The 16,541-nt window shown below is 45.2% G+C and carries 13 protein-coding genes; 9 read left to right on the forward strand and 4 right to left on the reverse strand.

Translation table 11 applies throughout. From position 1 onward, the window contains the following. Positions 1-5: 5 nt before the first annotated feature. Complete coding sequence (locus WG943_RS16605) at positions 6-1,985, reverse strand: alpha-ketoacid dehydrogenase subunit alpha/beta (RefSeq protein ID WP_340410719.1); 1,980 nt, start codon at positions 1,983-1,985, stop codon at positions 6-8. Between the two features lie 212 nt (positions 1,986-2,197). On the opposite strand from WG943_RS16605, the gene WG943_RS16610 reads away from it, so the two are divergent. The 4 genes from WG943_RS16610 to WG943_RS16625 all read left to right on the forward strand — a co-directional run bounded on the left by WG943_RS16610 (position 2,198) and on the right by WG943_RS16625 (position 6,294). After that, positions 2,198-3,457, forward strand: a complete 1,260-nt coding sequence (locus WG943_RS16610; RefSeq protein ID WP_340410721.1) for a M16 family metallopeptidase — start codon at positions 2,198-2,200, stop codon at positions 3,455-3,457. A gap of 282 nt (positions 3,458-3,739) precedes the next feature. Then, positions 3,740-4,189: a MarR family winged helix-turn-helix transcriptional regulator gene (locus tag WG943_RS16615; RefSeq protein ID WP_340410722.1), complete on the forward strand. Its 450-nt coding sequence runs from the start codon at positions 3,740-3,742 to the stop codon at positions 4,187-4,189. Positions 4,190-4,242: 53 nt separating this feature from the next. Then, the gene (locus WG943_RS16620; RefSeq protein ID WP_340410724.1) at positions 4,243-5,061 is read left to right on the forward strand and encodes an aldo/keto reductase; all 819 of its coding nucleotides are present in this window, start codon (positions 4,243-4,245) and stop codon (positions 5,059-5,061) included. 126 nt (positions 5,062-5,187) lie between these two features. Next, positions 5,188-6,294: an alkene reductase gene (locus WG943_RS16625; protein WP_340410726.1), complete on the forward strand. Its 1,107-nt coding sequence runs from the start codon at positions 5,188-5,190 to the stop codon at positions 6,292-6,294. Between the two features lie 75 nt (positions 6,295-6,369). Here the strand turns inward: WG943_RS16625 and WG943_RS16630 are convergent, their stop codons facing one another. Further along, on the reverse strand, positions 6,370-7,755 hold the full coding sequence (locus WG943_RS16630) for a T9SS type A sorting domain-containing protein (RefSeq protein ID WP_340410728.1): 1,386 nt from the start codon (positions 7,753-7,755) through the stop codon (positions 6,370-6,372). 281 nt (positions 7,756-8,036) lie between these two features. On the opposite strand from WG943_RS16630, the gene ispF reads away from it, so the two are divergent. The 3 genes from ispF (at position 8,037) to WG943_RS16645 (ending at position 11,689) form a co-directional block, all read left to right on the forward strand. After that, entirely contained in the window at positions 8,037-8,522 is a 486-nt protein-coding gene (ispF, locus tag WG943_RS16635) for a 2-C-methyl-D-erythritol 2,4-cyclodiphosphate synthase (protein ID WP_340410729.1), read from the forward strand. Between the two features lie 86 nt (positions 8,523-8,608). Beyond that, positions 8,609-10,159, forward strand: coding sequence for a M28 family peptidase (locus WG943_RS16640; RefSeq protein WP_340410731.1), 1,551 nt, complete (start codon positions 8,609-8,611; stop codon positions 10,157-10,159). Between the two features lie 156 nt (positions 10,160-10,315). After that, positions 10,316-11,689, forward strand: coding sequence for a LutB/LldF family L-lactate oxidation iron-sulfur protein (locus tag WG943_RS16645; protein WP_340410732.1), 1,374 nt, complete (start codon positions 10,316-10,318; stop codon positions 11,687-11,689). Between the two features lie 114 nt (positions 11,690-11,803). Here the strand turns inward: WG943_RS16645 and WG943_RS16650 are convergent, their stop codons facing one another. Further along, complete coding sequence (locus WG943_RS16650; RefSeq protein ID WP_340410733.1) at positions 11,804-12,757, reverse strand: asparagine synthetase A; 954 nt, start codon at positions 12,755-12,757, stop codon at positions 11,804-11,806. Between the two features lie 163 nt (positions 12,758-12,920). Between WG943_RS16650 and WG943_RS16655 the strand changes: the two genes are divergently transcribed. After that, entirely contained in the window at positions 12,921-13,379 is a 459-nt protein-coding gene (locus WG943_RS16655) for an Lrp/AsnC ligand binding domain-containing protein (protein WP_340410734.1), read from the forward strand. A gap of 283 nt (positions 13,380-13,662) precedes the next feature. On the opposite strand, the gene WG943_RS16660 is transcribed toward WG943_RS16655, so the two are convergent. After that, positions 13,663-14,919 (reverse strand): pyridoxal phosphate-dependent aminotransferase, encoded by a 1,257-nt coding sequence (locus WG943_RS16660; RefSeq protein WP_340410735.1) that lies wholly within the window; start codon positions 14,917-14,919, stop codon positions 13,663-13,665. Positions 14,920-15,100: 181 nt separating this feature from the next. Between WG943_RS16660 and WG943_RS16665 the strand changes: the two genes are divergently transcribed. Next, the gene (locus tag WG943_RS16665) at positions 15,101-16,516 is read left to right on the forward strand and encodes a thioredoxin-like domain-containing protein (protein WP_340410737.1); all 1,416 of its coding nucleotides are present in this window, start codon (positions 15,101-15,103) and stop codon (positions 16,514-16,516) included. Positions 16,517-16,541 lie beyond the last annotated feature (25 nt).

Below are 16,541 nucleotides of genomic sequence, written 5' to 3' on the forward strand. Positions count from 1 at the left end.
GGTTCTTAATAAGAAAGCATAGTTTCTACTTTTTCACGAAGTCGCTGTTTTGGCAAAAACTCCTGTTCCAGTGGCGGTGCAAACGGAACGGCAGTATCTAAGCTGGCAACACGCGCCACAGGTGCATCTAACAGTTCAAAGCAGTTCTCCCCGATCCAGGCAGCAATTTCTCCGCCTATGCCTCCTGTTAATGTATCTTCGTGCAGAATAAGTACTCTTCCGGTTTTGGCCACAGCCTCACGAACAGCTTCTTTATCCCAGGGCAACAGCGAGCGCAGGTCTAAAATATACAGGCTTGCATCTGTTAGCTCCTGCTGTAGCTGTTTGGCCCAGTGCACTCCCATTCCGTACGTAATTATGGTTAGGTCTGTTCCTTCGGCCACAGTTCTGGCCTTGCCAATCTCTATCGTATAATAATCGTCCGGTATCTCCTGGGAAATAGAACGGTACAGCATTTTGTGCTCGAAATACATGACAGGGTTCGGGTCTTCCAGAGCTGCGTTCAGCAAACCTTTGGCATCGTATGGCGAGGATGGGTATACTATTTTCAAACCTGGTGTATGAAAGAACCAGGCCTCGTTGCTTTGCGAGTGGAACGGACCAGCTGCTGAACCGGCACCTGTTGGCATGCGCACCACTACATCTGCATTTTGGCCCCATCGGTAGTGGCTCTTAGCCAGGTTATTTACGATCTGGCTGAAACCTGCACTCACAAAATCTGCGAACTGCATCTCTACCATACTTTTCTGCCCGCGCACCGACATACCCAAACCAATGCCAAGTATAGCCGACTCACACAAAGGAGTATTACGTACCCGGTCTTTACCGAACTTCTCTACAAAGCCTTCTGTGATCTTAAATACACCGCCATACTCTGCAATGTCCTGCCCCATCAGCACCAGTTCCGGGTAACGCTCCATACTTTGGCGAAGCGCATCCGAAATGGCATCTACAAAACGGCGCTCTGTTTTTGCATCCGATGCAGGCTGTATTATTTCCTGGTCGAATGGCTTGTACATGTCATCGATTTCTTCCTGCCGATCAGCCACAGGCATTGGTGTAGCAAAAGCAGTCTGTAAACCGTCTTCAATTTCGGCTTTCAACTCCTCTTTTATGCTTTCCATGGTCTTCTGCGTCAGAACAAGCCCCTCCAGCAGGTATTTTTCGAAGTTCTCTACAGGATCTTTCTTGGCCCATTTCTCAAACAACTCCTGCGGCACATACTTGGTACCGCTGGCTTCTTCGTGCCCACGCATTCTAAACGTCATAGCTTCTATCAGCATAGGCCGCGGGTTCTTACGGATGCTGGCTGCTGCCTGTCGTACGGTGTCGTATACTTCCAGCAAGTTATTGCCGTCTACCTGAAGGGCATCTATACCATAGGCAGGGCCTTTATCTATAAACTGGTTAAACTTAAACTGCTCGTTGCTTGGCGTGGACAAACCGTAGCCGTTGTTCTCGATCATGAAAATAACCGGCAGGCCCCACACAGCCGCCACGTTCAGCGCCTCATGAAAATCTCCTTCGCTTGCTCCGCCGTCGCCGCTGAACACCAGCGTAACTTTTTCTTTATTCTCCAACAAATCAGCTAGCGCGATACCATCTGCCACAGCCAACTGCGGACCCAGATGCGAGATCATGCCTACAATATGGTGCTCGTTTGTGCCGAAGTGGAAAGAGCGGTCGCGGCCTTTGGTAAAACCTGTTGTTTTGCCCTGGAACTGCGCAAACAATCTATCTAATGGGATATCGCGGCTTGTAAAAACACCCAGGTTACGGTGCAGCGGCAAAATATACTCGTCCTGCTCCAGCGCCAGCGCCGACCCTACCGAGATCGCTTCTTGCCCTATACCCGAAAACCACTTGCTTATTTTACCCTGGCGCAGTAGCACGAGCATACGCTCTTCTATCATGCGGGGCTTAAGTATAGCTTTATATAATGCTAACAGTTCGTCGTCGGTGTAATCTTTACGGTTGTAGTTCATCTTAAAAAAAAGGAAAACCTCGTTATGGTTGGGCAAGTTACTATATTAGGCCTAGCAACAAAAGTTGTTGCTAATTTATACTTTTGTCTTATACTTTGACAAAGGACCAGATGACAAAAGACAAAGGACTGCTATAACCCCTATTACCAGGCATTAGTATACCTTACAGTCTTTTTGTCCTTTGTCTATTAATCTTATGTCTCGAATAAAATATGATACAATTTAAAGAATTTACGCTAGATAACGGGTTGCGCGTAATTGTGCACGAGGACCATACTTCACCAATGGCAGTACTAAATGTACTGTACGATGTAGGCTCCCGCGACGAAGACGAAGCGCACACAGGCTTTGCCCATTTGTTTGAACACCTGATGTTCAGCGGCTCCATTAACATACACAGCTACGACGAGCCACTGCAGCGCGTAGGCGGCGAGAACAACGCTTTTACCAGCCCTGACATTACCAACTACTATTTATCGGTGCCTGCCCAAAACGTGGAAACTGGTTTCTGGCTGGAGTCGGACCGCATGATGGAACTGCTGTTTAGCGAGCATGGCTTGGAGGTGCAACGCAAAGTAGTAGTGGAGGAGTTTAAGCAGAACTACCTGAACCAGCCTTACGGTGATGTGTGGCTGAAATTGCGCCCGCTGGCTTACAAAGAGCACCCGTACAAATGGGCTACCATTGGCAAGGAGATATCGCACATAGAAGATGCTACTATGGAAATTGTGCGATCCTTCTTTAAAAAGCATTACTCACCAAGCAATGCCATACTAGTAGTGGCAGGCAACATTACTTTTGACAAAGCCAAGGAGCTTACCGAGAAATGGTTCGGACCGATACCCACCGGCGAAAAGTATGAACGCAACATTAAACCAGAACCGAAGCAAACAGAGCCGCGCGTGCTGGAAGTATCTGCCGATGTACCGTTGAGCGCCATCTACAAAGCTTACCACATGCCTAACCGCACGCACCAGGATTATTATGCCGTTGACCTCATTAGCGATATATTAGGCCGAGGCAAATCGAGCAGGCTGTACGATAAGCTTGTAAAGGAACAAAAGCTGTTTAATTCTATTTCGGCATCTGTTACTGGCTCTATTGAAGAAGGTTTGCTGATCATTCAAGGTAAGCTGAACGAAGGCGTAAGCCTGGAAGAAGCAAACGCCGCTATCGAAGCCATTAACCAGGAACTGATGGACCAGCTAGTGGATGAGCACGAACTGAACAAGGTGAAGAACCAGGCCGAGACCAGTTTAGTATTCTCAGAGATTGAACTGCTGCACCGAGCCATGAACCTAGCCTATGGCAAACTGCTAGGCGATGCGAACTTTGTAAATACTGAAGGCGAAAAAATACAAGCCGTAACGCCAGCAGACATACAACGCTGCGCTAAACAAGTATTAGACCCGAATAACTGCTCCACTTTGCTATATAAGGCAGAGAAGAAACAGGAGGCGGTGGAAGCGTAGGATTTGACTCTTTGACAAAGGACTGTATAACAAAAGACAAAGGACTTTAATAATAGCTGCCACTAAAATTTACTCCCATCCCAATCAAGTAAAACGTTTGCTTGACACTATAATATTCCCCTCCTCGGAGGGGCTAGGGGTGGTTTATACTAACTGAGATTAAACATCTTTTATCCTTTGTCAAATAGTCCTTTGTCATCTACTACTCCGAACCTTTCCCGCTCAACATTTGTATACACAACTAACAGTGATATATTTGCATCGCAACCGCGAAAAAGCATTATGCGCATAGAAGACGAAATTCACCAGAAAGACTTTAAGGACGACTACCGCCGTTTGCTGGTAAACCTGTTGTTTACCAACAACTGGGTTAACCAACAGGTAATGCCGTTTTTCAAGGAGTTGGGGCTTACATTGCAGCAACATAATGTATTGGGTATAATTCGGGGCCAGCACCCTGAGCCGGTTTGCTTTGGCGACATCCAAAACAGAATGGTAGACCGTAACTCCAATGTTACTCGCCTGATTGATAAATTGATTGAGAAAGGCTACGTTACCCGAGATATCTGCGCTGCCAATCGCCGTATGATCGAAGTGCGCCTCACTGAGAAGGGACTGAAGAAGCTGGAGCAGGTAGACGAGAGGTTTCCAGAGCTTTTTACCAAATTTCATAACCTTTCTAAGGATGAAGCTGTTGTGGTAAGCAACTTACTGGATAAGCTTAGAGGATAGGCTATTTTTTTGATTTAATACTTGTATAGACAAGTAATGTATAAACCTTTATTATGAAACAAATAAGTATAAAAGGAGCAACAATACCAGCCTTAGGGCTAGGCACTTTCCAACTAGAAGACACCAAAGCATTTGAAATAACACAGGCAGCCATTTCTGAAGGTTATCGCCACATCGATACGGCTCAAATTTATAGAAACGAAGAAGGTGTAGGCCGTGCCATAGCTGCATCAGGCGTAGCCAGAAAAGACATCTTCCTGACCACCAAAGTATGGCGTGAGAGTTTAGCAAAAAAAGACTTCCTGCCGTCGGTAGAGCAGAGCCTTAAGAAGCTTAGAACAGACTATGTAGACCTGCTGCTTATACACTGGCCAAACGCTAATGTGCCGATAGCAGAGTATATGGAAGAACTAATGAAAGCACAGGAAAAAGGCTACACCAAGTATATCGGCGTAAGTAATCATCCTACCAAATTACTGGACGAGGTGCTAGCAACCGGTGCCGATATCATTACTAACCAGGCGGAATATCACCCGCTCATCAACCAGGAAAAACTTTACACTTACCTGCAGCAGCACAACCTTACGCTAACCGCTTACAGCCCTATCGCACAAGGCAAAGTTATCGGTAACCCTGTGCTAAAAAGTATAGCTGAGAAGTATGGCAAAAGTGAAGTGCAGGTATCGCTGCGCTGGCTGATGCAGCAGGACAACGTTTTGGCTATTCCAAGAACATCAAAAACCAGTCACCTCAAATCTAACATAGATGTGTTCGACTTTGAGCTGACACAGGAGGAGGTAAGCCAGATAGACCAACTCAAGAAAGACAATACACGGGTAGTCAATCCATCTTTCGCCCCAGATTGGGACTAAATTAATTTTAAATGAGTGTGAGAGATGAGCGAATTGTTTCTCTCACTTACCTAGACAACATAATAATCAACAATAGACTACTATCAGTAGCAAGTTGATATTTATTTAATAATCAGTAACTGAAATATGAAAAAAGCACTTTTAGAACCTATAAAACTACACGACCTGGAACTAAGAAACCGGGTGATTATGGCGCCGATGACGCGTAGCCGTGCCGATAACGAAGGCAATGTACCCAACGACCTAATGGTTACTTACTACACGCAACGTGCCGGTGCCGGATTAATCATTACAGAAGGATCACAGATTTCGAAGCAAGCTGTTGGCTATATTAATACACCAGGTATTTACTCTGAGGAGCAGGTACAGGGCTGGAAGAAAATAACCGATGCAGTACACGAAGAAGGGGGCAAGATATTTATCCAGCTTTGGCACGTGGGCCGCATGTCGCACCCTGATTTCCACAACGGAGACTTGCCTGTTGCACCGTCGGCTATTAACCCAGAATCCAAGGCATTTACCCCGGAGGGTTTTAAGGATACGGTTGCACCGCGTGCTTTAACCATAGAAGAGATAAAGCAGATAGTGCAGGACTATAAGGCTGCCGCACAGAATGCGACGGAAGCCGGCTTCGACGGTGTGGAGATACATGCCTCAAATGGTTACCTGCTGCACCAGTTCTTTGCCTCTACTTCTAACATCCGTACCGATGAATATGGCGGCTCAAAAGAAAACCGTGCCCGTATACTTTTTGAGGTGATAGAAGCCATTAAAGAGGTAATGCCTGTGGAGCGTATTGGTGTAAGACTAAACCCAAGTCTGCACAACACTTTTGGCATGACGCTGAACGAGGACACTATTCCGACCTTCGATTACATTATCGAGAACCTGAACAAGTATAACCTGGCTTACCTGCACTTAACTGAGGCATCTCCGGCAAATAAAGATGTGCCGCACATAGAACCTGAAATTGCCAAACGTTATCGCCCACTTTACAAAGGCAACCTGATCATTAACGGCGGCTTTACCCAGAAAAGCGGCAACAAAGTGATTGAAGAGGGCAATGCCGACATGGTAGCCTATGGAGTACCGTTTATCTCCAATCCTGACTTGCCAGAGCGTTTTGCACAGGGTGCAGAGCTGCAGGAAGCCGACAACAAAACATTCTACGTTCCTGGTGCCAAAGGCTATATCGACTATCCTTCGCTTGCGGAGGTAGATGCCCAAGCTTAACATACTTTAGCTTAAACTGTAAAGGGGGCTGCCATACTTTGGCAGCCCCCTTTACAGTTTAAGCTAATTTCCACTTTACTTTATCAAAAGTTTTGTGGTTTGCACCTCAGTTTTGCTTTGCCATACTATTTGGTAGATACCTTTTGGTAAACTACTTACTCTTAAACCTGTTACTGCACTTCCTTGCTCTGGTTCGGTCTCAAGAAGTTTTCTGCCGTTTAAGCTGTATATAAAAATCTTTTCATTGCCGATTGCCATTGCATGTTGCAATTGCACTAGGGCACCTGTAGCGGGGTTAGGATACAGGGAAAGTATAGGTGCATAAGCAGTCGCGGCAACGTTTATCGTCTTGCTGCGCTCAAAGGTTCCGTCTATATCTACCTGTTTTAAACGTATATAGTATAAACTGTTTTTCTGAGGTATAAAGTTAAAGCTATAACGCTGTTCCACATTTGAATAGCCTGCTGCAGCTACTTCCCCTAACTTTTCAAAGGTCTTGCCATCCAAGCTTGCTTCAACTTCAAAGTGGCTGCTGTTTTCTTCCGACGCAGTTTCCCAGGTCACTGCAATTTCACCTTGCGTTTGTTTCGCATTTAAACTTTTAAGCGTAACAGGCATCGGGTTTATAGGGCTACGATTGAAAAAGGAATTTGCATTATAAGCAACAAATGCCACATCGCTACTGCCTTTTAAGGCAATTTTAAAGGTTCTTATTCTGGCGACATCGGTGCTTGTTAAACCAAAATCGCTAAAATCACCGGCCCATAGGCGAATGTGTCGATCAGTTTTAATATATCCCGTAGTTAGAGTCATTGGATTCGTGCTGGCTTCATAAAAGTCAGCCACCCACTGACCTACAGAGGGTATATCAGAAAATGTGATACGAACTAAGTTGCCTAAGCGCGCGCCATTTTGGTCTTGAAACTCATACTCATCTGTTGAGCCTGAAGGATCTGCAATCTGAGTGATAATAAAATCTGGAACTCCGTCGCCTACTGCACTTGGCAGTATGTTTGTCATATCGAACAACATAGAGCCAACAGGCAGGTTTGCCACACCAGTACCCAGATCAAGGCCTTTTATACCATCTTGCAAGTATTTGTTAATGTTACGCTCAGGCGATGGCGTGCTTTTACCATTGTCAACGCCGTCATACATTTGACCTAATCCTACTTTCGTATTACTTGAGATTGCACCTGTAACAATAAACTGGGGAAGTGATCTGAAATCGCCTGCTGTAAAAGTAATATTATTAGCTATTAGCTTGGCATCATCAACTCCGGTAGAATAGCGTTTACCCTGATATACAAAACCTAAAACATTGTGGCTATTATTAGGCTTTACAGCACTCGTGGCAATAGAGCCAAGAGCGCCATTGCCACTTCTCCAAAAACCTCCAAAATCTGTAATAACTTCTGTAACTGCTCTTTCAGAGGTTTGAGCTACAACGTTATTAGGCAAAACTGCTAGGAAAGTGATAACAAAAAATACTGCCAGTAAATTATATGCGTAATTGCAAAGTGTATTCAAAATATTATAATTGTTACATAATTAACACTATAAATTTCTTAAGAGCAGCAAAATTACATTAATAAATTTAAATATGAATGGTTAAACATAATTATCTCTTTAGCTTGTGTTAAAAAATTTCTAAGTAAAGTTTTAATAACCTTTTTATCCCAAAGCTTTATGCAGATAATTTGATACTTTATATTAGCTTTATATTTTATTTGCTAGGCAATATGAAACTTAAAATAAGAACCGGCTTTGGCTACGACGTGCACCAGCTGCAGGAGGGATTAGACTTCTGGCTAGGTGGCATTAAAATACCACACACGCATGGGGCGCTTGGCCACTCGGATGCGGATGTGCTGATACACGTGATCTGTGATGCCTTGCTGGGTGCCGCCAACATGCGCGATATCGGCTACCATTTCTCCGACAGAGACCCAAAATATAAAGGCATCGACAGTAAAATATTATTGAAAGAAGTGATGCACCTGCTCTCCCGCGAGGGCTACGAAATCGGCAATATAGATTCTACTATTTGCTTGCAGGAGCCGAAAGTCAACCCGCACATCCCAGCCATGAAAAAGTGCCTGGCAGAGGTAATGGGCATTCCGGAGCACGATATCTCTATTAAAGCTACTACCACAGAGCACCTAGGATTTGTGGGCAAAAAAGAGGGAGTTGCTGCCTTTGCAACGGTTTTAATTGTAAAGCAGTAAATGTACTGCCCCTGAAGCTAATTAAACCTATAGCACCTGAGCCAGTCTAAACTGAACTAAACTATATTAATTACCTAAACTAAACCATGAAGAGACACAATCTCTACGCCGCCCTTATGCTAGCCGCCATTGGTTATGGCTGCGCCAAGGGTCCGAGCGCTAGTAACCCAACAACCGATGTGGCTAAGCTTAGCGAAGCTGCCCCTAAATATGCTCAAACTATTACGGCGGCAGATCTGTCTAAGCACCTGTACATTATCGCTTCTGATGAGTATGAAGGCCGCAACACCGGTGAGAAAGGCCAGAAAATGGCTGCCGAGTACATTGCCCGCGAGTTTCGCGAAGATGGCCTGGCAGGACCAGTAAAAGGCGGTGCCAACCCATACTACCAGACGTTCGACCTACAGAAGAGCAGCTGGGGCGACGGACACATCACCATTGGTAAAGAAAAATACCTGATGATGCAGGATTTCTTCCCGTTCGGGGTCTCTCCATTCAGTACAGAGCAAACCTTAGGTGCCGTGTATGCTACAGATGCCTCTCAGATTGCTGATAATGCATCTGGTAAACTTGTAGTAACTATGCTGGCTAACCCAGCTGAGATGCAGACTAAAATGCGTTCGTTTGGTGCAGCTGCCGAGAAGGCAGGTGCAAAAGGCGTAGTATATGTATTAGGCGCAGAAGAATACCGCACTACAGCAGAGCGTTTCTCTCACCGTTTATCACAGCCATCGCTTTCACAGATGAGCAACGGCAACACGGCTTCTACTCGTCCGGCTACTATTATTACCTCACCAACGGTAGGTGCAGCCATACTTGGTACTACACCAGAGAAAATGCAGCAAGCAGTAGCTTCAGCATCTTTAAAGCCGTCGTCGGACATCAGAATCCTTATGAGCAGAAAGGCTGAGCCTTTGGCAACTGAAAACGTACTGGGTTTTGTAGAGGGTACTGACAAGAAAGATGAAGTAATTATTGTAACATCGCACTATGACCATGTAGGGGTTGATGAGTCGCTGGAAGGTGACAAAATCTACAATGGTGCAAATGACGATGGCTCTGGTACTGTAGCTGTAATTGAGTTGGCCGAGGCTTTTGCGCAGGCAAAGAAAGATGGTTACGGCCCACGCCGCAGCGTACTTTTTATGACTGTGACTGCTGAAGAGAAAGGCTTACTGGGCTCAGAGTACTATGCTAACAACCCAATATTCCCGTTAGCTAACACGGTGGCAAACGTGAACATTGACATGATTGGCCGCATGGATTATACTCATGAGAAGACCAACGACAGTAACTACATCTACGTGATTGGTGCCGACAAACTTTCTTCGGAACTGCACCAGATAAACGAAGAGATGAACCAAAAGCACGTGAACCTGAAGCTGGATTATACTTTCAACGACGAGAACGATCCTAACCGCTTCTACTATCGTTCAGACCACTACAACTTCGCTAAGAATGGTATTCCGATTGTGTTCTACTTTAACGGCGTGCACGATGATTACCACAAACCAGGTGACGAGGCCGATAAGATAATTTATGAAAGTGCTGAGAAAGTTTCCCGTTTGGCGTTCCACGTGACATGGGAGCTGGCCAACCGTGAAAACCGCATTGTAGTAGACAGCAATAAAAAATAGTATACTATAGCAGCTCATATCCCGTTAACAGTATATAAAACACGGGGCTTTATTAGCTTTCAGAAAAACACCCTAACTTTAAGGGTGTTTTTCTTTTTAAAGAAAGCCTGTAATTGGTGTAGCCTTTGCACCCAAAAACCGTAGGGTAGATACAGTATGAGTAAACTGAAACAGTTTCTGCTGGACGCAGAGACAAAAGCATTCGACCAAGGCCACCGCGCAACCATTAAGTTCAATATCGGCAAGTATAATGCCGCTGTGCAGCGTGGCCTCACCCAATACAGCGACCACGAACTAGCCCGCGAGCGCGGCTCTTTTATAAAAACAAACACCATCAATAACCTAGACAAGTACCTGATGGAGTTTGAGGCTAACTTTACTGCCCGTGGCGGCAAGGTAATCTGGGCCCGCGACGCCCAGGAGGCTCTGAAAGAGATAGGTGAAATAATGAAGCGCAAGCGTGCCCGCTCTGTCGTGAAGTCCAAATCCATGATCACCGAAGAGATTCACCTGAACGAATACTTGGAGAAAAATGGCATTGAGACGGTAGAGACAGACCTTGGTGAGTACATTGTGCAGTTGGCAGAGCAGCGCCCTTACCACATTGTAACACCAGCCATGCACATGTCTAAAAAAGACATTGCAGAGCTTTTTGTGCGCAAACTAGGTATACCACCAACCGATAACGCCGAGGAACTTGTAGGCGTAGCCCGTAAACTGCTGCGCGAAAAGTATACTTCTGCAGAGGTAGGTATAACAGGAGGTAACTTCTTGATTGCAGATATTGGAGGCATAGCCGTAACAGAGAACGAAGGAAATGCCCGTCTTTCCACCACCTTCCCGAAAACACATATTGCCATTGTAGGTATCGAGAAGATGATTCCGTCTGTAATGGACCTGGATCTTTTCTGGCCACTACTAAGCACCAGCGGCACCGGACAGAATGTGACCATCTACAATACCATTATGACAGGTCCGCGCCAGCCAAAAGAAATGGACGGACCAGAAGAGATGTATGTTGTACTGTTGGATAACGGCCGTACAGAACTGCTGGCTTTACCAGAGAAACGCGAGGCACTGAATTGCATCCGTTGCGGTGCCTGCCTTAACATTTGCCCGGTATACAAGAACATTGGCGGCCATACATACGAAACCACTTATAGTGGGCCAATAGGATCGGTTATTACCCCGCACCTGAGTGGCATGGCCGATAACAAGCATCTAAGCTTTGCCAGTTCGCTTTGCGGAGCTTGTACTTCCGTTTGCCCGGTTAAGATTAATATACACAACCTGCTACTGTTAAACCGCAAGCAAAGCGTGGACCAGGGCTTAGCCGAGAGCCAGGAGAAAACGGCTTTTAAGTTCTGGTTAAAAGCTATGAAAAACCGCAAGCTGATGAACTTGGCTCCAGCCGGCGTTAAGAATCTTATGTTACGCTACGTGCAGAAAGACACCTGGAGCAAGCGCCGCGAACCGCTGCAAGTTCCTAAAAAATCTTTTAACCAACTTTGGAAAGAAAGAAGAGGTTAGAAAAAAGTATATATAAACGGCCTGCATCTTAATTGGTGCAGGCCGTTTATGTTACCTTATTATTTGCAGGATTATCTGCATTATCGCTATTGTCATCCATACTTCTTTCTTCATTTAAAATACTGCTGGCGTAAATGGTTTACGTGAGAAAACAGTAGCTTCGTCTATGTCTTTCAGGCGGCAGATAAAGCGTGTCATGCGCTCTACGCCAAAGCCGCCACCGGCAGTTTTAGGTATGCCTGTTTCTTTTGCCACTTCCAGGTAAAACTTAAAAGCCTCTTTGTCGGTGCCTGTCTCGTCCATGCGTTTTAGTATTTGTTTATACTCATGCTCACGTTCTGCACCCGATAAACCCTCTCCAAAGCCCTCTGGCCAGATGATATCGTAATTAAGGTATGTTCCTAGTTTTGCTGGGTCCTCTTTGTCGTAGAACTCGCGCTTGTGGTTTAGCAGCCAGAATGGAGCGGTTGCTTCTTCAGATTTGATACGCTCGTAATCCGGGCCAAGTGCGGCTTCTAACTTCTCGGTGCGGTACACAGGCCACTTCTCGTAAAGTGGCAGCAGTTCGCCGCGCAGGTCCAGCAGAATCTCTGGTATTTCGGCGTTCAGCTTTGTAAAAATGTAATTTACCAGTTCCTCTACAAACTCCATCACAAAAAATCTGTCCTTGCCTTTAAACTCAAAGTCTACCTGGGTAAACTCAAACAGATGGCGACCGGTATCGGCACGGTCAGAGAACTCCAGGCGCACGTTCGGAGACACAATGTACAGACTGCTTAGTTCCGAGTTTAGCAAGGCCAATTGCTTATGGAAGATCATTGATTTGGTAAGACTCCAGCGGCGGTCTGCATAACTTATGCTAGCATCTACTACACCATGGTTCAGCGGGTCGGTAATCGGAGAGAGCATGAGTGGCATCAGTTGCGTCAGGCCTTTTTTAAACATAAACTCATGCGTAGCGCGGATAATCCCCTGCTGCACTTGTAGCACTTTCGAAAGGTTAGGACGGCTTAAGTGTTTTAGCGTTGCATCCAGCAAGCTAGGTTTGGCAAGTGTTTCTAATTCCATTTTTTAAGAATTTGTTAAATTTTTAAAGTTTTATACTTAACAAATCTAAAAAACGATTCATATAATTGTAAATTTTATAATAATTATTTTTTAAGTTTGCGAATTATTAAATATAATCACCCATATATTGTAACATTGTAAAAAAGACAAAGTATAGAGGCGTATGAATTATGAAATTGATAATCTGGATAGGCAGATTTTAAACCTGCTGATGCACAATGTCACCCGCGCTTATACCGATATAGCTAAAGAACTAAATGTTTCAGGTGGAACAATTCATGTGCGGATGAAGAAGTTAACCGAAATGGGTGTGGTAAAAGGATCTCAGCTGATTATTAACCCTGCTGCCATCGGTTTTGACATCTGTGCCTTTATAGGAGTGTTTCTTGAAAAAGGCTCTGAGTATAAAGATGCTGTACAACAAATGCGGCAGGTACCGGAAATAGTAGAACTGCACTATACTACAGGCTCTTATAGCATGTTTGTTAAAATAATCTGCCGCGACACTAACCACCTGCGCGAAGTGCTAAATGAGAAAATACAACCGATAGGCGGTGTGCAGCGCACCGAAACCTTCATCTCCCTCGAAGAAAGTATAAACCGCCAGATATCAATTATCTAGATCAGGATAGGTAGAATTTGAAAATATAAACAGGGTTATTAACCACAGATGAGATTATGACTTGTATCTACACATCAAAACTCACGCTTTATATTGTTTAAGATTGCTAGGTATCCAAAACTCAATGCTATGGTTGGAGTAGGATACCAAGCCAGAGGCGAAAGTATACAAGACTGAGGGAACAGCAGCTAGTAAATTTAGCAGAACTAAAAATCTACAATAAGTATAAAAGAACAGCAGCATACTCCGTTGTTAAAGTATGCTGCCGCATTTAAAGTATAAGTTACTTCAATTTTTCCAAGGCACTTCTCAATCTTCCCAAAGAAGCCGTAATATCTTCAATAGAAGCACCGCCTACTGATAGCCTAAACCAGTTAAGATCGCGGCTGGAGCCAAAGGCAGAGAACGGCACAACAGCTAGTTTTGCTTCTTGCAGCACATAAAATGTTATGTCTTGGCTTGTCTCCAGCACTTTACCATCAGGAGTAGTTTTACCAGCAAGATCTAACTTAGCCGATAAATAAATAGCACCCATTGGCGCAATAGCGTCTACCGGAAATCCATCTGCTTTTAACTCCTGAAATGCGTTATAAAGCACATCTAAGCTCTCCTGTATCTTTGGTTTAAACTCATCCATAAAGCCATCTACGGCCTGCGGCTGCTGCAGAAACTCAGCTGTTGCCATTTGCTCTGCCTTAGGTGCCCAGGCTCCCACATGCCCAAGTATGGATTTCATCTTGTCCATTACTTCTGCTGGCCCGAAAGCATAACCTACACGCACACCGGTTGCGGCAAAGCACTTGGAAGTACCATCAATATAAATTACATAATCCCTGATTTCGGGGCGCAGGCTTACCGGGTCGTAGTGCTCGGTGTTACCAAAGGTAAGCATCCAGTAAATTTGGTCGTAGAGGATGTATAGCGGCTTTTCTCCTTCTGCTCTGCTATGGTTCTCCTCCAGTACTAAATCACAGATTTCCTCCAAATCTTTTTTAGAGAACATGGTGCCAGTTGGATTAAGAGGAGAGCAAAGTGCCAGCATGGTAGCCCCTTTCAGGTGCGGCTTTACATCTTCGGCAGTAGGCATAAAGTTATTCTCTGGCCTTGTTTTTACCTCTACGGGTGTGGCACCGGATAAATGGCAATAGTGGTTGTTGTTCCACGAGGGTGTAGGGTATACTACGCTGTCTCCGGGATCAATAAGCGCTAAGTACGTAGCATAGATTAATGGCCTGGATCCACCTGCAACTAATATATCATTCTCCGGGTACTCAAGCCCCAGTTTTTCTTTCGTAAAAGCTACGACAGCTTTGCGCAGTACTGCCACGCCATTAGCCGGAGGATAATTTGTATGCCCTTGCTCGTAAGCTTTGGTTATGCCCTGTTGTAATGCTGCGGGTATCGGGTATATGCTTGGGTTAAAGTCGCCGATAGTAAGGTTGCAGATAGGCTCACCTTTTGCGATCATTGCGTTTACCTCGCCAGCCACCCGAATAATTTCGGAGCCGATCAGGTTTTGCGCCATTTTAGAAACTGTCATGAGGGGAAGTGGTTATGTGCTCTACAAGTTAAAATTTTAGACCAACTATAGGAACAACAATTCAGAAAAACTTATCCGTAGCCTTACTTTATACTTTCGTGACAGACTTTTAAAGAAAACATTTACTATGATTAAACTGTAGGATTAAAAGCGAAGCTACAACTAAAGACAAACTTATACTATGCTGACAGGCCGCGTAAATGCACCGGAAATCTCCACGAAATATGGCTGGCTTAACACCGACAGAGACTGGTCAATAAAAGACTTTAGGGGCAAAATTGTGCTGCTGGATTTCTGGACTTTTGGCTGTATTAATTGCCAGCACATTGTACCTGACCTGAAGCGCCTGGAAAAAGAGTATGCCGATATATTAGTTGTGATTGGCATACACTCCGCTAAGTTTGATGCAGAAAAACAAAACGAAACTATAGAGCAGGCCATCAAGAAGTTTGTTGTAGAGCACCCCGTTGTGAATGATGCCGACTACAAAGTATGGAACTACTACGGCGTGCGTGCCTGGCCTACCATTGTATTGATAGACCCAAATGGAAAAGTTATCGGCCAGCATGCCGGCGAAGGTGTTTATGATACGGTGCACCCTTACATCCAGAAGCTGAAAGAGGAGTTTAAAGACCAGCTAAATTATGAGCCATTTAGATTTAAGGCACCTGCAAAAGATGCGACAGGCTTATACTTTCCCTCAAAACTTATCAGCGACCACGAACATAACATCTACCTCTCCGACAGCGGAAATAACCGCATTTTAAAGTTAGACCAGGCAGGGCAAGTGCTGGAGGTAATTGGCAGCGGCGAACAAGGCTTTAACAACGGTGGCTATGCAGACTCAACTTTTTACGAGCCGCACGGCATGGCCTTGCACGGCGATACCTTATACATTGCCGACGCCAAGAACAACGCCATCCGGAAGGTAGACCTGAAACACAAAATGGTAAGCACAGCTGCCGGTACCGGAGACCTGGAGTATTACTTTTTGGATGATAGGCTGAACGAGCCTGTAAACCCCAACAGCCCCTGGGACCTGCTCATTTACGGCGACAGTATGTTTATAGCAAATGCCGGCAACCACCAGATTCTGCGCATGGATCTAAACACAGAAAAAGTATACCGTTTTGCCGGCACCGGCCGCGAAGCTTTAACCGATGGCCCCTTACGCGAAGCAGCTTTTAACCAACCAAGTGGCCTTGCTCACAACGAGCATGTACTGTATGTAGCCGATGCCGAGGCAAGCGCCATACGTACAGTGAACCTGAAAACTGGCATGGTGCTTACCCCGCTTGGAAGAGGATTGTTTGATTTTGGCGATACCGACGGTCACGTAGACGAAGCTTTGCTACAACACTGCGTTGGCCTGGAGATTATTGACAGCGACGTTTATATCGCAGACACCTACAATGGCAAGATCAAGAAGTTTGATGTATCCAGAAACAAAATCTATACCCTTGCCAGTGGCCTCAGCGAGCCCAACGACATCATCTTTCTGAATGGTAAACTCTGGGCAACCAGCACCAACAGCCATCAGCTTTACGAAATAGACCTTACCACCGGCGAGAAACAGGAAATAGCAGTACAGCTGTAGTTGCCTAGCAAGGCACCAGCACTAG

This window comes from Pontibacter sp. H249 (assembly GCF_037892465.1).
Taxonomy (GTDB): Bacteria; Bacteroidota; Bacteroidia; order Cytophagales; family Hymenobacteraceae; genus Pontibacter.